A 20,375-nucleotide genomic window follows, 5' to 3' on the forward strand; every position below is an offset into this window, starting at 1 on the left:
AAATAGTGCATTTTTCACAACACAGCTAAAAATAGGGTTTTTTACAACATTTGTGGTATAATAGTATATAGAAGGGTAAAAAGTGAACACACAAATTTTAAAAAAAAGCTGCCTTCAGAAGAAGTTTTAAGCTTCTTTTGGGGCAGCTTTTATTTTTGAAAAACACAGGAAAGGAGTTGATTTAAAATGACGAAATTAGAGTATTTGAAGAAACAGCATAATTTATCATCAGCAAAGCTATCTTTGGCAGCTGGTATCAATTACACTTTGTTGACTTCAATTGAAAGAGGGGAAAGAAAAGCTTATCCAAAGGTAAAAAAGAGATTGGCTAAATTTTTCAATGTGCCAGAAGATGAGTTGTTCAATGAAGATGGGTCTTTAAAAGAGATTGAGGATTAATCTTTTTTTCAAGTAACAATTGTGCAAAATCACGATTTTTAGAGGCAATTTATAGTTTTTAGAGGAAAAATTTTGAATCTGCATTTAATAAATGCAGTGTTTTAAGGGTGTAAGGCAATTATGCAAAACTAAGTAACAGCAAAAGTAACAACAAAAGTAATAGATAACAAAAACATAAACTTTGATACACAAATTTGATATAATATATTATGTGAGAAACAAAAAGGTAACACAATATATTGGACAGAAAACAAGTTTGTTATATTGAAAAAAACAAAAATTGGGGGGTTATAAAATGAATGATTATGAAAAGTTAACCTATACTCCAAAAGAGACGGCACAGGTATTGGGACTGAGTTTGACGACAGTTTTCAGACTTATCAAGAACAAAGAGATACCTGTAATCAGGGTCGGTAGGAAAGTTTTGATTCCTAAGGATAAGCTTAAAGAGTGGATAGACAAAGTAACACAATAATGGTTTGGGGTGGGGGTGGGGTGGGAAAAAAATAGGCTTTGATTACAAAGCCATTTGCTACATTTTTTTATCTTTTTAATTCTTTTTTTTCGCTTTTTATTATTAAACTTCATTAATTTTAATTTTATTGCATCTCTTTTTAAAAGTCAACACGATTTTAATAAAAACTTTGAGGATTTGGCATTTATTTTTGTTTTCTCTTTAAAAAATACTAAAGGAGGTAGAACACAATGGATATTTTAAAAACTAATACATCTAATCTACAGTCTTTGGAAAGTGAAGAAGCAGTCATTGGTGCTATGCTTCTTAGTAAAGAAGCAATATCAGAGGTTGCAGAGATCTTAAGAGAAGAAGATTTTGCAACTCCAGAGCTAAAAGAAGTTTTTTCTGCTATCATGGACCTTTTTAAAGAAGGCAAGCCCATAGATGTTATAACAGTTTCAGAACGGCTAAGGGAAAGAGGAAGCTATGATGTTGTAGGTGGGAGTGAATATCTAACTAACCTTATTATAAACACTCCCACAACAGCAAATGTTATGTATTATGCAAAGATAGTTAAAGAAAAATCTATACAGCGCAAAATGATAAAAAAAGGTGAGCTGCTTTTGAAAGATTTACAAGAAGGGAATCTTGAACAAGCAAAGCAGCTTTTGAAAGATATGGAGGCAATAACAAATGAAGCATTTCAAGTTAAAGAAGAAGCGGGATTAATTTTGACGTCTGCTTCAGAACTTTTACAAAAAGACTTAACACCTGTAGATTTTTTGATAGGCGAGATAATACCACGTGAAGGGATCACGATTATTGCAGGCAACGAAAAAATAGGCAAAAGTTGGTTTGCTTTGCAACTTGCTTGTGCTCTTGCTACAGGTCAGGATTTTTTAGGTTTTTTGCCTAAAAAGAATTACAAGGTGCTATATTTAGCACTGGAAGACACAGAAAGACGTATAAAAGACAGATTGTTGACATTAGGTTTTCCAGGAAGTGACAATCTGAAATTTATTACTAAGGATGACAAAAAAATTGAAGCATTAAACCTTGAACGGTTGGAGCATATCATAAAGAAGAACAATATTGAAGTTGTATTTGTAGATACATTAAAAGTTTTTAAAGTAAAAATGAAAATTATTGAAAATTTAAGAAAGAATACTTATGAGCAAGACTATGAAGTAATCTTAGGTTTGCAGAATTTGTGCGTTGAAACAGGGGCGACATTGATATTATTGCATCATACCAAGAAAAGTGCTGTCGATGATTTTGTAGAAGGTGTGCTTGGTCGTGTGACAGCAGCAGTTGATACTATTTTACATCTACAAAGACAGCGTGGCGAGGTAGAGGCTTGTTTACGTATTACTGGACGTGACGTAGAAGAACAGGAATTAGCTTTAAGATTTGAAAATAGTTTTTGGATACTATTGGGAACTGCAAAAGAACATAAATTATCAAAAGAAAGAAGGGAAATTCTAGAGGCTATCAGGGACTTAGGCGGTGCAGCAACACCAAAACAAGTAGCAGAATACTTAGGCAAGAACAGAACCACAACTAATAGATTGCTACTTAAAATGTCAAGCGCAGGTTTAATAAAATCTGTGAATGGTCTTTATGTGTTAGCTGAAAGCGAAGAGAGCGACAACAATTCTATGAATACAATGAACTCTGTGAAGAGCGTGAACTCTGTGAAGAGTGTGAAGAGTGTGAACTCTGTGAATCCCATAAGCTGGAATTCACACTTTTCTATTAACTTAGAGCCAAGTGTGAACTCTGTAAAAGCCTTATCAGATGTGGATTTAAAGAATCAGAGTTCACAGAGTTCACAGAGTTCACACTTTTTAAACAGCACTAATGAGAATGTTGAGGCAATTAAGCAAAAAATAAGGAAAATAGAGATAAGTAAGACAGACCAAAAAATTATATTTTATACGACTGAGAAGGTAACAACGCAAGAAGTTGACACATTCTTTTCACATCAACAAATGCCCTGTTTGAAATGCAACACATTACTTGGATATACACCGGCTATTGGTGGGTATTATTGTAAAAATTGTAATGAAATTATTGCGGTAGAAGTGAAACACACCGAACCAGTATTAGCTTTTGTTTAGTTTAGTTTTAAAGCTGTGTCTGTGTGTATGTGCCTGTGCCTTAGCAGATTAGCCTACCCATTGGGGATTTAAAAAACAACAACATTATAAAAGCAGCCAATAAAGGCTGCTTTTTGTTTTTTAACACATCAATAACAAAAGAGAGGTGTTTTAAATGATATGGATTTTAGCTTTGTATTTTTTGATTCTTTTAGTCTTTCTACCAGCTTATTTCTGGGTAAAACAAAAAGATATTGTTTGTTCACTTCAACACAGCTTGTTTTTGGCAATTAGTGCTATGTTTGACAATGTGTTTTTAATTGCAGCTGGGATTTGGGTTGTGATTATTTTAACAGTGTCTCTAATTGGGCTAATACAAACAAACAGAAAACAAAGGGGGTCTTTATCATGATGACAAAAACAAAGAGAAATTACATTGATGAGTGGTATTTTTTCAGAAACGACAAGGGTAAAATTCAATACCATTCTCTTTGTGAGAAGTGTAAAAACAATTGCAAACAGAGTTTTAGAGTGAAAGAAATACATTGTCCAAAATATATTGCCAAGTAGTAAGAGACCACCTTAGTTGTGGTCTCTTTTCTTTTCTTAGCCACTTTGTAGAATTGCATACCCTACCAGCTTGAAATGTGCTTAAAAACTGAATGTGGTAGGGGAAATAAAGGCAGTAACAAAAGTAAAATCAAAAGTTGATATAAATTATCAAATAAAAACTTCAAAGTAAATTATAGCACAAATTAAGTTTTAAAACTTTAAATGTTCAAGCAGCATTTATATTCTAAAACAAGCAAAAGTAAAATAATGGAATTCAAGAATTTATTCATATTGTGAATGTCAATCTATTTGATTGGTTTACTTTAAATTTTACTAAATGGCTTGAAACTTGAAGGATGGCAATTAAAGACAAAAACAAATTGTCCACTATAAAAAAAGATAATCATGCACTAAACTTTGAATAATTATGAAAATCAATTGCCAAAGAAAAATTTAGAATAAAAGCCTTAAATTAAGCAAACTAAAAATAAAAAGAAATTAAACTTGAACAAAGAATGTATACAACTTAAAACAAGTATTTCTTATTCTAAACAGCAAATAAGATTTAAAGAATCACAGTTAAAATTTTAAAGCATGGACTTTATTTTGCATTGTTCTTTGTGGTCTAAATGTGGTTATGACTTATTTTATCCTGTCCACATCTTTTAAGTCAAATCTATTCTTTGGCTGCTAATTTTAGCTTGACAAATTAGTCATGAGATTTTTAAAAAATATCATACGAAAAAAACGAAAAAAGGGTAAAAAGTCGGTTGACATTGGAAATATCAAGGCTTTTAAGACATAGCCCTTTTACGAAAAAAGTACGAAAAAAGTACGAAAAAAGTACGAAAAAAGTCCAAAGGCATGTCATTTCTATGTTTGTGGTAATTCTCATTGATTTTACAAAGTATATTCCCGATTTTAAGGCTGAAAATCTAAAGTGTATTTGGAATTGTCAAGATTTTAAAATACAGCCCCATAGACAAACAAAAATTAACAGGGGGGGGGGTATAAAGATATTACCCTGTCAATTTTTGAAGCTTATAAAGGCTTCTAAAACAATTTTTCTTGTGAAATTGCTTTGTAATTTAGACATATCAAGGGTTTAAAACATATCCTGACAAATCAAGCAATATCAAGGTTTTGGAGTTATTTTGCTGTTATTAAATTTTCCTGTCTAAAAGCTTATCACTAATTGTTGTTGAAAATTTAAAATACAGCCATGCAGAGAAGCAAAAATCTAAATGGTGGTATAAAGATATTACCCAGCTATTTTTTGTAGCTTATAAAGGCTTTATACACAAATCTTGCTATGAAAATAGCTTTCGTTGTAGATGTATCAAGGCTTTACTGTCAATCATTCTAAGCCAAGCAGTATCAAGACTTTGCAGTATTTTTGTTTTGTCTACCCTAAAAGGTTATCCCAAAGTTATTTAGTTCTTTGCTGGAGATTTAAAATTTCAAAAACCATAGCGAACATATAGCGAACAAAGTTAAGGGTAGTATAAAAATATTACCCGTTGAATTTTGAATCAAAAGAAACCGATTTCAAAGGATTTTGTTTGGAAAAATTGCCTTTGATATTAGAAGTATCAAGTAATAGAAGGCAATTTAATTCTAAACAAGCAATATCAAGACTTTTCAGGTTTTGTTGTAAAATGGTATTTGCAATATAGAGACTGAATTGTTTATGTTAAAGTGTGAAGGTTATAAAAAACTGGTGAATTTAAAAGCAGGTTACCTTAATTGGTTGTTTGGATGTTGATTTGAGATAGAGAGAGACAGGATTAAATTTGGATGGTATAATGCGACATTTTTGCACAAAATGAGTAAACCTTGGTGGGGTATTAAGTTTACACATCCAAACCTTGAGAGATGGCTAATTGAGAATGATTTTCAATTAGGAAAATAGGGTCAAACTGTGCTATTTTGTAACTGGTAATGAAGGAGATAGGGCAGTTTACAGAACAGAAAATAAATTACAACAAAGATGATTATTAGCATTTGGAAAACCAAAACCATGGCATAGTAAGACAAATAAGGTGGCATTGTAAATTTATGTTTGCACAAAATAGCAATTTTGTGCAATGTTAAAATGTGGCAATTATTTAAAGTCAAAAGCTTTTGGTTTTAGGAAAGTTTATTCAATGGTTGTGTTATAGGTTCGCAAGTTGCGAGGTCGTCAATAGTGTTTGGATATGTCAAACTACCTTTTCTTTGACCTTTGTTTGCAAAATAGAATTGATTTCTGGCAGCAATTAAAAGGAAAGTAAAGCCATGAAGCAGCCAAAAGCAAGGTGTAGGGGGCAAGAATTTGAAGAAGGTTCATTGTTGCGTGCTGCCTTTAGCCGATATTTTGAAGCATAAAATTGGATGTTATGATATGCTGTTATGGCAACAGATAGCAATTAAACTCAAACAAATTTTCTCTATTGAGAATTCTTTACTTTGGGGTTAAACTGATAACGAACAAACCATACAGGATTTTTGAATGTTTTAATTTGAGAACACTTAAAAGTCCTGTTCGGTAAATGAGTTTTTTAAAGGTGTTTGGTGGTTTTTGCGAGTAAAAAGACTCTTGACAATGCTTGAAAACCCTATTAAAATATATAATTGCGATGCCGGAGTGGCGGAACTGGCAGACGCACAGGACTTAAAATCCTGGGACCTGAATAAGGTCGTACCGGTTCAAGTCCGGTTTCCGGCACCAGATATCGCGGGGTGGAGCAGCTGGTAGCTCGTCGGGCTCATAACCCGAAGGTCGGAGGTTCAAATCCTCCCCCCGCAACCAAAATTTAAAATATTAAAAATGGCGGCGTAGCTCAGTTGGCTAGAGCATGCGGTTCATACCCGCAGTGTCAGCGGTTCGAATCCGTTCGCCGCCACCATTTTATGTAAAGGTTATGGCCCCGTGGTCAAGTGGTTAAGACACAGGCCTTTCACGCCTGTAACAGGGGTTCGAATCCCCTCGGGGTCACCAAATAAAAAAGGAAAAAAGGGCTTTTAAAAAGGCCCTTTTATTTATTTTATACAATCTTTTCAATATATTTCTTCTCCCTTTTCACTACAGTTTCGAGTGTGATGTTTTGTTTTTTCGGAATTGACATTCATAACCTAATTAATTTATAATAGAAGGTGAGTAAGTACTTACTTAGTAAAAGGTGGTGAGAAATTAGTGAAAAAGAGTGAAGTAACAAAAAACAAAATAATCCAAACAGCTATAAAGCTTATTTCTCAAAATGGTTATGCTGCTACAACTACAGCTCAAATAGCGAAGGAAGCAGGAGTTTCTGAGGCCACACTTTTTAAGTATTTCAAAGACAAAGAAACCCTTCTCAAAGAGGTTATCAAGGCAGGAGTGACACAGATTCTTAGCCAGGTTGCTCTTTTACCATTAAAAGAAAATATTGAAAAGAGTATGGCTTTAAAAACTCCAGATTTTATAAAGTCATTAATATATGAAAGACTTGAGATGGTAGAAAAAAATATTGATATTTTCAAACTTGTGTTGATTGAAATACAATACAATGACCTTTTAAAAAAAGAGGTAAGTGAAAAAATGGTACCCAAAACCTGTCAAGCAAAGCAGCTTATTGAAAGAATACTTATGCAAAAAGCTGATATCAGTTCTGATATGGCAAAGGGTCTTTCAAGGGTAATGATAGGGACGGTATTGACTTTTTTTATTCAGAAATACATTTTAGGGATTGAGACTTCTGAAGATGAACTGGATAAAGAGATTAACAATGTACTTTTGGTATTCAAAAAAGCAATTGGGGAGGAGTAAAAAATGGCAAGTATAAAAATCAAAACAAAATTGGTTTTGTTCTCATCTTTTTGTATAATTTTTTTGTTTTTCTTGACAGGATGTAAAGCAAAAAGTGGTGAAGATATTTATTCGTCAACAGTTGAGGTAAAAAGCTTAGATATAAATAGTGAAATTGCCGGCAGGGTAGAAAAGGTGTATGTTGAGGAAGGTTCTAAAGTAGAAAAAGGAGATGTAATAGCCAAACTAGATAGTAGTGTTTTGGAAATTCAAAAAAACTTATCTTTGTACAATCTTAAAATTGCAAAGATTTCTTCTGAAATTTCAAAAGAAAATCTTGAAATTGCAAAGCTTAAATATTCTCTTGTAAACGAAAAGCCATCTAAATATCAGTTAGATCAGTTGAAAGAGAATATTTTCCAACTTGAAGCGCTTAAGGAAGGAAATGCAAAGAACATTTCTCTGCTTCGCAAAGCTATTGAAGATTTAAAAACCATCAGGGTTTCAGACACTGAAATACTTAAAACTTTGACTGAACTGAAAATTCAGCTGAATTCCTTGGAGGCGCAAAATGAAAGTGTGGCACATCAAATTAAATCTCTTGAAGCTCAGTTTCAAATGGTAAAAAACGAGAATGTAATGCCTGAAGACAAGTCAATATATGCGATATTAGTCGAAATCGCTCAAAAGAATTATTCACAAGCCTTGGAATATGTAAAAATAGCAGAAGGGAACTTGAAACTTTGTGAGGAAAATCTAAAAAAAGCCTCCATCATTTCACCAGCAAATGGTATTATTTCGATAAAGGGCGTTGAAGAAGGTCAATTTGTTGGACCTGGCAGTTTTGTAGCTCAAATTTCTCTTGACCACTACTACCTTAAAATTTATGTACCCTCGACTAAGCTTGGAAAAGTAAAGATAGGGAAAGAGGTAAGTATTGTCTCTGAAGATGGGCAGAAAGCATATGGAGAGATTGTATATATTTCCGATAAAGCTGAATTTACTCCGCGAAATGTAGAAACAAAAGAAGAAAAACAAAAAATGGTTTTTATGGTAAAGATAGATGTTACAAAGAATAAAGAGATACTCAAGCCTGGGATGATTGTAGATATAATCTTGTAAATCATTTTTAGAAAGGCAGGTGAAGGTTGATTTGGACAAAGCTATAAAAATTGAAAAACTTACAAAGAAATTCAGTAGATTTGTTGCGGTGAATAATATTTCATTTGAGGTTCAAAAGGGCTGCATTTTTGGACTGCTTGGCCCTAATGGCTCTGGGAAAACCACGACTATAAAAATAATCTGCGGAGTATTAAGAGCTACAGAGGGTTATGTTGAAGTTCTTGGAAAGGATGTTTCTAAATACCCTGAAGAAGTAAGACAAAATATTGGGTATGTTTCTCAAAAATTTAGTTTGTATGAGGATTTGACAATTGAAGAGAACATCAATTTTTATGGAGCTGTATATGGTCTTTCAAAAAACGAAATTGAGAGAAAAAAGAAACAACTTATAAATCTTTTCAAATTTGAAGGCAGGGAAAAGTCACAAGTCGGTACCTTATCCGGCGGAATGAAACAAAAACTTGCTTTTGCATGTGCCACACTGCATAATCCGCAAATCCTGATTTTGGATGAGCCCACAGCAGGAGTTGACCCCATTTCAAGAAAGGAATATTGGGAAATGATAAAATTTTTTTCAAACAGCGGTGTGACAGTGCTTGTAACAACCCATTATATGGACGAGGCAGAAAGATGTGATGTTGTTGCATTTATGTTCAATGGAATTTTAAAAGAGATTGACACGCCTTATAATGTAAAGAAAAAGTATATGTCTGACAGCATAGAGGATGTCTTTGTGAAGGTATTTTCTGAGTAAAAGTGTTCAAAAAGAGGTGTTAGTTTGTTATGAGAGGATTTTCACCAAGAAGGTTCTTTGCTATTGCTAAAAAAGAATTTATTCAAATAAAAAGAGACAAAGCAAGTTTTGTTTTGGCATTTGTAGCACCGTTTATTATGCTTATGCTCTTTGGATACGCTGTTAAAATGGATATAGAGAATGTTGTAATCGGCGTACTTGATATGTCAAATACTCTTGAAAGCAGAGAAATTATAAGGAACCTTCAGAATACCAGGTATTTTAAACCAGATTTATTTGCACAGAATCAGAATGAAATTGATGAGTGGCTTGACAGCGGAAAAATTAAAGCTGCCCTAATTATTCCTTCAGATTTTTCTACAAAACTTAAGCAAAAAAGAAGTCCACAAATTTTATTCATTGTTGATGGTACAGACCCAACAATAGCCAAGACAGTATTTACAAGTGGTATTTTAACAATACAAAATATGTATACCCATAGTATTTTAAATAAACCTTTTATTGATTTGAGAACAAGAGTTAAGTACAACCCTTCAATGAAAAGTGAACTTTTTACAATCCCTGGTCTTATGGGTTTGATAATGCAGAACATAACAATAATATTAACTGCTTTTGCTATTGTGAGGGAAAGAGAAAAGGGAACTATTGAACAGCTGATTGTAACACCTATAAAATCAATTGAACTGATATTGGGTAAACTTGTACCTTATATATTTCTTGGATTTGGAGATTTTTTGGTGGCGCTATTATTTGGTGTTGCTTGGTTTAAAGTACCAGTGAGAGGCAGTATACTATTACTTTTGCTCTTTGGATTGGAATTTGTCCTGTGTGCTCTTATGATAGGAATGCTTATCTCTTCTATTTCGAAGACCCAGCTTCAGGCAATGCAACTTGCACTTTTGTTTTTACTTCCAAGCGTTCTACTTTCAGGTTTTATGTTTCCAAGAGAAGCAATGCCACATGTGATAAGGTTTTTAGGGAATTTTGTTCCTCTTTCTTATTTTCTTATAATTTTGCGTGGGATTGTGTTAAAAGGAATAGGAGTTGAACAACTTTGGAAAGAAGTATTGGTATTAGTGTTTCTTGGAATACTTCTTTTGCTGGTTTCTGTAAAGAAGTTTTCAAAAAAGCTTGATTAAATCTAAATTAATAATATTGACAGAACATGTGTTAATAGCTTAAAATATATTAAGGTGAACGTGAATTTTTGCGGATGTGGCGGAATTGGCAGACGCGCAAGACTCAGGATCTTGTGGGGCTCTCCCCATGGGGGTTCAAATCCCCCCATCCGCACCAAATAAAAAATCAGTAGTGAATATAGAGAAAAGACCTCACCAGATTTGTGCTGTGGTGAGGCTTTTGTTTTTTGGAGTGGTAAAAATGATAATGACAAACAAAAGACTCAAATAAATTTAATTTTTAACTAAGTTTATTGTTGTTTTTAAATAATGAAAAATTATTATTTTTAGTGATATTTTCTCAAACGTATTCTTCTGAAAGCCTTTGTCCCTATCCCCTGTACAATATACTTTTTTGATGTTCTTTTGATACACCTTTTTTTTCTTAAATCATCTTGCTTGTCAATCTCAAAGTAATAATTTGTAACGTCATAGTAAACAAGCTCTGTATTGCGGTTATAAAGTTTCTTTATACGTTCATGAATCCAAAGCAAAAGTGCATCACAATGTTTATTAAGTAGTGATAAACTTCGATATACATCGTCTAATGAAAAGTCAAAATTTTCAAAGAAAATATCTTTATTTTCAAAAGTTTTCTTTTTAAATGCAGGAAAGAGCAAACGAGAATATACCAAAAGTTTTAAAATAGCATTTGCGTCATATTTTTCTTTTGAGTATCGCTGTTTATTTTTTATGAACTTGTCTATCTCAAGCTCATAATAAATTTTACTTAAAGCTGCATAGCCAAGGTTTTTTAATGCACAATAATTTAAAGGCATATTTTCGTTAAAAGAAATTTTGAGATTGATGGTAGAGTTTTCTTTATTCATTTCTTGGTTCATTTTACGAACTTCTTCGGTGAAAAAAGCGGTGGGATCATCATATTGTTTTAGAAGTTTGTCAAGATAGCCTAAGGAGCGGACAGTAGCTGTTCGAGACTGTTTAGTTTCTTAATCATAGTGGCTATTTACAATTGAGAGATAAGTTCTACCGGTTTTACGGTTTGTACTTTTTTTCAGAAATAATTTAGCTACCTCAGAATTAATAGTATTATGCCACATTTTGCCAGAAAATGCCATAAAAATTTGCTAAAAAGTTTAAAATTTTTTTGCTTTTCTATCTCGATAAAATCAAGCATTTTAAATTTTGATAATCATTTTTTTGCTGCAAAACTCGGAAGCTTATACAATTATTCCATTAATTCCTTTCAAAGGTTTGTCATCTCTTTTTATAGACATAGCTTGTGAGATGTAATATAATAAAAGAGAAGTATACTTGCGGTGTATTTTTGGTATATGTAAATAAATAACATAATTGAAAAAAAAAAAAAAAAAAAAAAAAAAAAAAGTTGTAACTTGTAGACAATGGATTGCTATAAATGGGAGGAAGGCTTGTGAGTGCTGAAAAAATTGCAATTGAAAGAGAGTACATAAAAATTTCATGGTTTTTAATTTTATCAATTGCAGTGTACTTACTTTTTGATAAGCTATTTTTTTCAACATCAGTAGAAATTGTTTCTTTTTCACAGTGGCTTGTTCCTCTAATATTTTTATTTATATCTTCAGCTTACAATATATTTAAGAGATGGCTTTTTAATAATGATGAACAGATTAATGAAGAAATATTCAGGTATTTAAAATTTTTTGAAGTTATAAATCTTGTGTTCTTTTTCGGATATGAGAGGCTTTTTGATTTAATGTTTGTCATATCGCTTGTATTCTTGCTTTATGTTGAAAGAATAAATGTAAAAAACCTGAAGCAGGTAACAATGATACTAATTTTTTCATATATATTTTTTATATTTCTTGATTTTATTACAAACAATATTAGCAGTGTAGATTTGAGGAACCTATTTTATATTCTTTTCTATATTTTTTGGTTATCATATTCTAGTAAACTTGAGATTTATGAAAAAAGCCAGACCAATGAAATTAGTTTAAAACTAAAACAGTATGAAGAAAATTTTAAAAGCCAGCAAAAACTTAGTGAAGCAAAGGATATAAAAATAAAAGAATTAGAAAGAGAATTGAGCTATTTAAAGGAAATTAACAAAAGACTTAACATATCTCTTGGCGAATTTTTTAATCTTCAAGAAATTAGTAAAATAATAACACAAATACTTGATACAAATGAACTTTTAAAATTTGTTAATGATGTTCTAATTGGAGTCACAGGTGTTGACAAAAGTTCTATACTGTTATTTAATAAAGAAAAAACAGAGCTTTACGTTGCATTTTCTAATCTTCCTGAAAAGGAACAAAAAGAAAGTTTTAAACAGGAGAATATAGAATGGCTAAAAAATGTTGCGTTAAATTGTGAAAATGGTTATAGAAACAAGGTAAGCAGTGAAGATTGTCCTTTTATAAATGGAAGAGCAACAAAGTCGATAATGTATGCTTCGTTGGCGACAAAAAATGATAAATATGGCATAATACTACTCGAACATATATTTGAGGATGTCTTTACAGAAGACAATCTTAGGTTTTTAACATCAATTGCTGCACAAGTCTCAATTGCCTTGGAAAACTCAAGTTTGTATCAGCAGATGAGGTCAATGGCTATGGTTGACGGACTAACAGGTGCTTTCAATAGAATCTATCTTTACGAAGTATTGGAAAAAGAGATTCAGGCATCTGCAGGAAGATATCCAATTAGCATTGCTCTTTTTGATGTTGACAACTTTAAAAAATTAAATGATACTTATGGTCATTTATTTGGGGACAAGGTTTTACAAACAATAGTTAGAATAGCAAGAGAAAGGGTACGTAAGGGAGATATTGTTGCACGCTATGGAGGTGAAGAATTTATAATAGTATTTAATCATCTTGAAAGTAGTGAGGCATATAAGGTGGTTGAAAGAATAAGAAGGGCTATTGAAAATGAAATAATAGAAGATAATTTGATTCAGACACGGGTTACAGTTAGTTTTGGTATTGCTTCTTATCCTTTACATGCTGAGAATGTGAAGGACTTGATAAAATGTGCAGATGTTGCTATGTATAGGGCAAAAAGTAGTGGGAAAAATTGCACAGTAGTATATAATCAGGAATTGGAGATGAAAATATGAGATGTCCCTTTTGTGGATATGAAGATAGTAAAGTTGTTGATACACGGCCTACTAATGAAGGAAGAACTATAAAAAGAAGGCGAGAATGTCTAAAGTGTCAAAAAAGGTTTACCACATACGAAAAAATAGAAAAACAGCCAATTTTAGTTATTAAAAAAGATAATAGAAGAGAAGAATTTGACAGAAATAAAATTTTAAATGGAATTATAAAAGCTTGCCAGAAAAGACCTGTTTCTATCGAACAGATGAATAAAATTGTAGAAGAGATTGAAAATGAGATTTACAATTCTATGCGTGAAGAAATTTCATCAAGAGAAATTGGCGAGATGGTTATGGAAAAGCTCAAAAAGATTGACGAGATTTCATATGTAAGGTTTGCTTCTGTTTACAGACAGTTTAAGGATATAAATACCTTTATAGAAGAGCTTCAGAAACTTTTAACAGAAAAGATAGAATAATCTTAAGAGAAGACGAGAAAAATATAGATAGAGTAAGAAAAATCGCAATAAATCATTGATTTTGAGTAAATTTGAAAATTGAAAGAGAAAGAAAAAAGTATATAATAGTAATTGAAAGTCAAAGATAGTCAAAATCAAAATTATCCTAAAAATAAAAAATAGAAAAGAGGAGGGTGATGTAAGATGCTCAGAGACATAGTTCCATTTGGAAGAAGGCCCTTTGACATTATGAGGAAAATTGAAAGAGAGTTTTTTGACATTGATGAGTGGTTTGAAGATTTCTTTACACCTTTTGAAAAAGGCACAAGATTTATGAGGACTGACATTAAGGAGACCGAAAATGAGTATATTATAGAAGCAGAACTTCCAGGAGTGAGAAAAGAGGATATTAAGATAGAACTTTATGATAACAAACTTACAATAAAAGCAGAGACAAAGAAAGAGGAAAAAGAAGAGAGAGAAAACTTTATAAGACGAGAAAGAAGATATGGTGCATTTTCCAGAACATTTTATCTTGACAATGTGAAAGAAGATGGTATAAAAGCAAAATATGAGGATGGAATCTTGAAAATAGTACTTCCAAAAGAAAGACCTTCTAAACCTAACGTAAGAACAATCGATATAGAATAAGCAAATTCTCAGGGAAGGTAAAGACCTTCCCTGATTGTTTTATACTGTGATTATATTTTTTATGCGAGGTGTTGATTTGAGATGAATATGGAAAGGTTTACTCAAAGTCTTCAAACAGCTCTTTTAGATGCTCAAAATACAGCTATTGTTTACAAGCATCAGGAAATAGGAGCAGAGCATCTCCATTATGCGCTTGTGAATGAAGATGATAAACTTGTAGCAAAGATTCTTAAAAACATGGGTATTGACATAGAGCTTTATAAAAGAGATATTGAAGAGCAGCTGAAAAAGATTCCAATGGTATACGGACCTGGTGCTTCAACGGTATACGTAAATAGATATGTAAACGAGATTTTAATCAGGGCAGAAGAGGAAGCAAAAAAGTTTAAAGACGAATATATAAGCGTTGAGCATGTTTATTTAGCTATGATAGACTCAGATATCCCTTCTTCTAAGAGTATATTCAGAAAATATGGAATTACACGCGAAAAATTTTTACAGCTTCTTTATAAAATTAGGGGGAATCAAAGAATAACTAATCCAAATCCTGAAGAAGTTTATGAGGTTTTAAAAAAGTATGGAAGAGACCTTACCGAACTTGCAAGAAAAGGCAAACTTGACCCTGTAATTGGAAGAGATGAAGAGATAAGAAGAGTTATCCAAATACTTTCACGCAGGACAAAAAATAACCCTGTTTTGATTGGTGAACCTGGAGTTGGTAAAACTGCTATTGTTGAAGGACTTGCACAAAGAATTGTAAAAGGTGATGTTCCAGAGGGGCTCAAAAATAAAACAATTTTTGCTCTTGATTTGGGTGCCCTCATTGCAGGTGCAAAATACAGAGGAGAGTTTGAAGAAAGGCTGAAAGCTGTTTTAAATGAAATTATTGCTTCAGAAGGTAAAATAATACTTTTTATTGATGAAATACACAACATAGTTGGAGCAGGAAAAGCTGAAGGTGCTATGGATGCAGGAAACCTTTTAAAGCCCATGCTGGCGAGAGGAGAGTTACATTGTATCGGTGCAACAACAATTGACGAGTATAGAAAATATATAGAAAAGGATGCTGCACTTGAGAGAAGATTTCAGCCTGTTTTAGTAAATCCTCCATCTGTTGAAGATACCATTTCAATTTTGAGAGGACTTAAAGAGAGATTCGAAATTCATCACGGTGTCCGAATCACAGATGACGCTTTAATTGCTTCGGCAAAGCTTGCAGATAGGTATATTTCAGATAGATTCTTACCTGATAAAGCAATAGACTTGATTGATGAGGCAGCTGCACTTTTGAGAACAGAGATAGACTCTATGCCTACAGAATTGGATGAAATTACAAGAAAAATTATGCAGTTAAGGATTGAAAAGAATGTTTTACAAAAAGAAGAGAATCCAAGCACTAAGCAGCGCATAGAGGAGATTGAAAAAGAAATTGCACAACTTCAAAGCAGGGCAGATGAACTATCAGCGCAGTGGGAGTATGAGAAAGATCTGATAAAAGAGATAAGAAGGATAAAAGAGGAGATTGAAAATATTAAAATTCAAATTGAAGAGGCTGAAAGAAACTATGACCTAAATAAACTCTCTGAGCTGAAATATGGTAAGCTCATGGAGCTACAAAAATCTTTAGAGAAAAAACGTCAAGAATTAGAAAAAATACCGCCAGAAAAAAGACTTTTGAAAGAGGAGGTAACAGAAGAAGAGATTGCAAAGATTGTATCAAAGTGGACAGGGATTCCTGTTGCAAAGCTTGTAGAGACAGAAAGGCAAAAGATTTTAGAGCTTGACAAAATTTTGCACAGACGTGTTGTTGGTCAGGATGAAGCAATTGAAGCTGTGTGCAATGCAATAATGAGAGCACGAGCTGGGATAAAAGACCCGAGAAAACCAATAGGCACCTTCTTGTTCTTAGGTCCAACTGGTGTTGGTAAAACAGAGCTTGCAAGAGCGTTAGCTGAGGCTCTCTTTGACTCTGAAAACAGTATGATAAGAATTGATATGACAGAGTATATGGAAAAACATTCAGTTTCACGCTTGATTGGAGCACCACCGGGATATGTAGGATATGAAGAAGGAGGTCAGCTTACAGAATCTGTTAGAACAAAGCCCTATTCTGTTGTGCTTTTTGATGAGATAGAAAAAGCTCATAGAGATGTTTTTAATATTCTTCTTCAGATAATGGATGATGGAAGACTTACTGATTCTAAGGGGAGAACTGTAGATTTTAAAAATACGATAATAATAATGACCTCTAACTTGGGAAGTGAATATCTTTTAAATGCCAAAATTTCAAATGGCGAAATAGATGATGAGACACGAAAACTAATAGATAGAGAATTAAAATTACATTTTAGACCAGAGTTTTTAAACAGGCTTGACGAGATAATAATTTTCAGACCTCTCACAAAAGAACAGATTATAAAAATTATTGACCTTCGAGTTGAAGAAATCCAGCAAAAACTAATAGAAAAAGGAATTTCAATTAGGCTGACACAAAAAGCAAAAGAGTTTGTTATGGAAAATGCCTTTGATGTAAACTTTGGTGCAAGGCCAATAAAAAGGTTCTTGCAGAAAAATGTTGAGACACTTATAGCAAGAGAAATTTTAAAGGGAACCATTATAGAAGGTGACAGTGTTAATATAGATATTGAAAATGAAAAGTTTGTTATAGTAAGGTAAAGCCATGTCAAACATTTTGTGAGATTTGACATGGACTTTTTTTTTAGGTTTTTGCTTGAAAAAGATAAAATATTAAAATATAATACATAGTAAGTTTGTGGTTTTTGTATACTTGAATTTATACATAAAAGGTAGGAAGGATGGTAGATCGGAATGATATGGTCTGAATATGAAAAACTCAATAGAAAGCAGTATGAAGAATTACAACTTGAGAGACTCAAAAGAACGGTAGAAAGGGTTTATGAAAATGTTCCTTTTTACCGCAAAAAATTTGATGAGATAGGAGTAAAGCCACATCATATCAAGACTTTGAAAGATATTCGTATTCTTCCCTTCACAACTAAGGATGACCTGAGAGAAAACTATCCGTATGGTCTTTTTACCGTTCCTCTTTCAAAAATTGTTAGAATTCACGCCTCCTCAGGCACAACAGGTAAGCCCACCGTTGTAGGATATACAAAACATGACATAGAAGTGTGGACAGAGGTTGTTGCAAGAATAGTAACAGCAGCAGGTGTTAGGGAAAATGATATTGCTCAAATTGCCTTTGGTTACGGTCTTTTCACTGGTGCGTTTGGGCTTCACCAGGGGTTAGAGAGGGTTGGTGCAACAGTAATTCCAATTTCAAGTGGTAATACTGAAAAGCAGCTTATGGTTATGCAGGATTTTGGAGCTACAGTTTTGGTATGTACACCGTCTTATGCACTTTACATGGACGAGGTTGCAAATGAGCTTGGCATTGATAAGTCAAAGATAAAGCTAAGATTGGGTCTTTTTGGTGCAGAGGCTTCAACAGTTGAGATGAGAAGAGAGATTGAAAAGAATTGGGGACTTTTTGCAACAGAAAATTATGGACTTTCTGAAATAATTGGTCCGGGGGTTTCTGGAGAATGTGAGTATAGAGAAGGGTTACATATAAATGAAGACCATTTCTATCCTGAGATAATAAATCCCGACACAGGAGAGGTTCTTGAAGAAGGAGAAACAGGAGAGCTTGTATTGACAACCATTACAAAAGAAGGTATGCCTCTTATAAGATACAGAACAAGAGATATTACATCACTGATATATGAGCCTTGCAAGTGCGGAAGAACAAATGTGAGAATGACATCTGTTAAAGGAAGAACAGATGATATGCTCATAATTCGAGGTGTCAATGTGTTTCCATCTCAGATAGAAAGTGTTCTGATGGGAATTGAAGGTATAGGTCCTCACTATCAACTTGTTGTTACAAAGAAAGGATATTTGGATGATTTAGAAGTTCATGTAGAGCTTGTAGATGGAAAGCTTTTAGAAAGATATGCTGAACTTGAAAAATTAGAAAACAAGATAAAGCACAGGATATTTACTGTATTAGGGTTAAATGTTAAGGTAAAACTTGTTGAACCAAAAACTCTTGAGAGGACTACTGGAAAGGCAAAAAGAGTAATTGATTTGAGAAATAAAACCAATTAAAAGTAATGGAGGCTGAGAAAAATTGAAAAAGCTTTTGCTTGGGAACTATGCTGTTGCCAGAGGATGTTATGAAGCAGGAGTTAAGGTTGCAACAGCTTATCCAGGAACCCCTTCAACAGAGATTACAGAAGCTATAGCCCAGTATGATGAAATATATTGTGAATGGGCACCAAACGAGAAGGTAGCGCTTGAGGTTGCAATTGGTGCAGCTATATATGGCAAACGAGCCATCTGTTCAATGAAACATGTAGGCTTGAATGTAGCAGCAGACCCTCTTTTTACTGCATCTTACACAGGAGTAAATGCCGGGCTTTTGATAGCTGTTGCAGACGACCCAGGTATGCATTCGTCCCAAAACGAGCAGGATACCAGAAATATAGCAAAAGCTGCAAAAGTGCCTGTATTAGAACCAGCTGATAGTCAGGAATGTATTGATTTTGTCAAGATTGGTTTTGAGATAAGTGAAAAGTTTGATACTCCTGTAATTTTGCGTCTTACCACAAGAGTTGCTCATTCTCAATCTATTGTAGAAGAAAGACCTCGAGAAGATGTATTGTTTAAATACAAAAAAGATATACAAAAGTATGTCATGATGCCTGCAATGGCCCGTCCACGTCATGAATTTGTAGAAAAAAGATTAAAAAGTTTAAAAGAATTTTCAGAGACAATTGGAATTAACAAGGTTGAACAAGGAACACAGAAAATGGCTTTCATTGCCTCTGGGATAGCTTACCAGTATGTCAAAGAAGCTTATCCTGATGCATGGGTTTTGAAACTTGGCATGGTGTGGCCACTTCCGGAAAGACTAATAAAAGATTTTTGTTCTCAATTTGAAAAGGTGTATGTAGTGGAAGAGCTCGACCCATTTTTGGAAGAGAACATAAAAGCGATGGGGATAAACAATATTGTAGGAAAAGAAATTTTCAAATTGACAGGAGAATATTCACCATCGTTTATAAAAAGGGCGGTGGAGAATAAAGAAATTGAGGTTCCATACAAAGTAAAACAAACACTTCCTCCAAGACTTCCTGTGCTCTGTCCTGGTTGTCCACACAGAGGAATTTTTTATGTTCTAAGCAGGCTAAAAGATGTTATCATCACAGGGGATATTGGATGTTACACCTTAGGGGCACTATCTCCTTTTAATGCAATGGACAGTTGCGTTTGCATGGGTGCAAGTATTGGAATGGCGCACGGAATATCAAATGCATCAGATAAAAAGCAAATGGTTATCGCAGTGATTGGAGATTCTACATTTGTTCACTCAGGGATAACAGGTATTATTGATGCTGTATACAATGGTTCTGATATACTTGTTATGATTTTGGACAACTCAACAACTGGAATGACAGGGCATCAAGACCATCCTGCAACAGGATATACAATAAAGGGAGAGCCAACTTACAAACTTGACATAGTGAGCCTTTGCAGAGCCTTAGGCTGCGTTGCAGTAGAGGAAATAAATCCGTATAAAATAAAGGAAAATGTAGAAAAAATAAAGCAATTATTAGACCTCCCAGGTGTTAAGGTTGTGATTGCTAAAGCACCATGCAGGCTGCATCGAAGGTATAAATTTACAATTTCAAAAAGATATATTGATTTTGAAAAATGCAAGAATTGCAGATTGTGCTTGAGCTTGGGCTGTCCCGCTATTTCCTTAAAAGATAAACCTACAATTGATGCTAACTTATGTCTTGCATGTGGAATGTGTGAGGATGTTTGTAAATTTGGAGCAATTTCAAGTCAAAAGGAGCAGTGATTG

15 protein-coding genes, 5 tRNA genes and 1 pseudogene are annotated in these 20,375 nt (G+C 33.4%); 20 read left to right on the top strand and 1 reads right to left on the bottom strand.

Annotated elements, in window-relative coordinates; all coding sequences use genetic code 11:
- The first annotated feature begins 186 nt into the window (after positions 1-186).
- The 14 genes from CaldiYA01_RS05005 to CaldiYA01_RS05070 all read left to right on the top strand — a co-directional run bounded on the left by CaldiYA01_RS05005 (position 187) and on the right by CaldiYA01_RS05070 (position 10,445).
- The gene (locus CaldiYA01_RS05005; RefSeq protein ID WP_207182124.1) at positions 187-399 is read left to right on the top strand and encodes a helix-turn-helix domain-containing protein; all 213 of its coding nucleotides are present in this window, start codon (positions 187-189) and stop codon (positions 397-399) included.
- A gap of 295 nt (positions 400-694) precedes the next feature.
- Positions 695-874, top strand: coding sequence for a helix-turn-helix domain-containing protein (locus tag CaldiYA01_RS05010; RefSeq protein WP_207182127.1), 180 nt, complete (start codon positions 695-697; stop codon positions 872-874).
- A 230-nt stretch (positions 875-1,104) separates the two neighbouring features.
- Positions 1,105-2,976 (top strand): DnaB-like helicase N-terminal domain-containing protein, encoded by a 1,872-nt coding sequence (locus CaldiYA01_RS05015; protein WP_207182128.1) that lies wholly within the window; start codon positions 1,105-1,107, stop codon positions 2,974-2,976.
- A 154-nt stretch (positions 2,977-3,130) separates the two neighbouring features.
- On the top strand, positions 3,131-3,367 hold the full coding sequence (locus CaldiYA01_RS05020) for a hypothetical protein (protein WP_207182129.1): 237 nt from the start codon (positions 3,131-3,133) through the stop codon (positions 3,365-3,367).
- On the top strand, positions 3,364-3,525 hold the full coding sequence (locus tag CaldiYA01_RS05025) for a hypothetical protein (protein ID WP_207182130.1): 162 nt from the start codon (positions 3,364-3,366) through the stop codon (positions 3,523-3,525). Before CaldiYA01_RS05020 ends, CaldiYA01_RS05025 begins: the two co-directional genes overlap by 4 nt.
- Before the next feature lie 2,602 nt (positions 3,526-6,127).
- Positions 6,128-6,217, top strand: a tRNA-Leu gene (locus CaldiYA01_RS05030).
- A gap of 5 nt (positions 6,218-6,222) precedes the next feature.
- Positions 6,223-6,298: transfer RNA gene (locus tag CaldiYA01_RS05035), tRNA-Met, on the top strand.
- 20 nt (positions 6,299-6,318) lie between these two features.
- Positions 6,319-6,395 (top strand) — tRNA-Met (locus tag CaldiYA01_RS05040).
- Positions 6,396-6,412: 17 nt separating this feature from the next.
- Positions 6,413-6,487 (top strand) — tRNA-Glu (locus CaldiYA01_RS05045).
- A 195-nt stretch (positions 6,488-6,682) separates the two neighbouring features.
- A complete protein-coding gene (locus CaldiYA01_RS05050; RefSeq protein ID WP_207182131.1) occupies positions 6,683-7,294 on the top strand; it encodes a TetR/AcrR family transcriptional regulator in 612 nt (203 codons plus the stop codon).
- 3 nt (positions 7,295-7,297) lie between these two features.
- Positions 7,298-8,395: an HlyD family secretion protein gene (locus CaldiYA01_RS05055; protein WP_207182132.1), complete on the top strand. Its 1,098-nt coding sequence runs from the start codon at positions 7,298-7,300 to the stop codon at positions 8,393-8,395.
- Positions 8,396-8,426: 31 nt separating this feature from the next.
- Positions 8,427-9,149: an ABC transporter ATP-binding protein gene (locus tag CaldiYA01_RS05060; protein WP_207182133.1), complete on the top strand. Its 723-nt coding sequence runs from the start codon at positions 8,427-8,429 to the stop codon at positions 9,147-9,149.
- 29 nt (positions 9,150-9,178) lie between these two features.
- Positions 9,179-10,288: an ABC transporter permease gene (locus tag CaldiYA01_RS05065; RefSeq protein WP_207182134.1), complete on the top strand. Its 1,110-nt coding sequence runs from the start codon at positions 9,179-9,181 to the stop codon at positions 10,286-10,288.
- Between the two features lie 70 nt (positions 10,289-10,358).
- Positions 10,359-10,445: transfer RNA gene (locus CaldiYA01_RS05070), tRNA-Leu, on the top strand.
- Between the two features lie 237 nt (positions 10,446-10,682).
- Here CaldiYA01_RS05070 and CaldiYA01_RS05075 read toward each other — a convergent pair.
- Positions 10,683-11,388, bottom strand: a pseudogene (locus tag CaldiYA01_RS05075) (IS1634 family transposase); the annotation flags it as partial.
- A 332-nt stretch (positions 11,389-11,720) separates the two neighbouring features.
- Between CaldiYA01_RS05075 and CaldiYA01_RS05080 the strand changes: the two are divergent.
- The 6 genes from CaldiYA01_RS05080 to iorA all read left to right on the top strand — a co-directional run bounded on the left by CaldiYA01_RS05080 (position 11,721) and on the right by iorA (position 20,372).
- Entirely contained in the window at positions 11,721-13,394 is a 1,674-nt protein-coding gene (locus tag CaldiYA01_RS05080) for a sensor domain-containing diguanylate cyclase (RefSeq protein WP_207182136.1), read from the top strand.
- A complete protein-coding gene (nrdR, locus tag CaldiYA01_RS05085) occupies positions 13,391-13,852 on the top strand; it encodes a transcriptional regulator NrdR (protein WP_207182138.1) in 462 nt (153 codons plus the stop codon). The genes CaldiYA01_RS05080 and nrdR overlap by 4 nt, the downstream gene beginning before the upstream one ends.
- Positions 13,853-14,035: 183 nt before the next feature.
- Positions 14,036-14,482 (top strand): Hsp20/alpha crystallin family protein, encoded by a 447-nt coding sequence (locus CaldiYA01_RS05090; protein ID WP_207182140.1) that lies wholly within the window; start codon positions 14,036-14,038, stop codon positions 14,480-14,482.
- Positions 14,483-14,563: 81 nt separating this feature from the next.
- The gene (gene clpB / locus CaldiYA01_RS05095) at positions 14,564-17,158 is read left to right on the top strand and encodes an ATP-dependent chaperone ClpB (RefSeq protein WP_207182143.1); all 2,595 of its coding nucleotides are present in this window, start codon (positions 14,564-14,566) and stop codon (positions 17,156-17,158) included.
- A gap of 153 nt (positions 17,159-17,311) precedes the next feature.
- Positions 17,312-18,613: a phenylacetate--CoA ligase family protein gene (locus CaldiYA01_RS05100; protein ID WP_207182145.1), complete on the top strand. Its 1,302-nt coding sequence runs from the start codon at positions 17,312-17,314 to the stop codon at positions 18,611-18,613.
- A gap of 22 nt (positions 18,614-18,635) precedes the next feature.
- The gene (gene iorA, locus CaldiYA01_RS05105; RefSeq protein WP_207182147.1) at positions 18,636-20,372 is read left to right on the top strand and encodes an indolepyruvate ferredoxin oxidoreductase subunit alpha; all 1,737 of its coding nucleotides are present in this window, start codon (positions 18,636-18,638) and stop codon (positions 20,370-20,372) included.
- Positions 20,373-20,375: the final 3 nt, after the last annotated feature.

This window comes from Caldicellulosiruptor diazotrophicus (assembly GCF_017347585.1).
Lineage (GTDB): Bacteria > Bacillota > Thermoanaerobacteria > Caldicellulosiruptorales > Caldicellulosiruptoraceae > Caldicellulosiruptor > Caldicellulosiruptor diazotrophicus.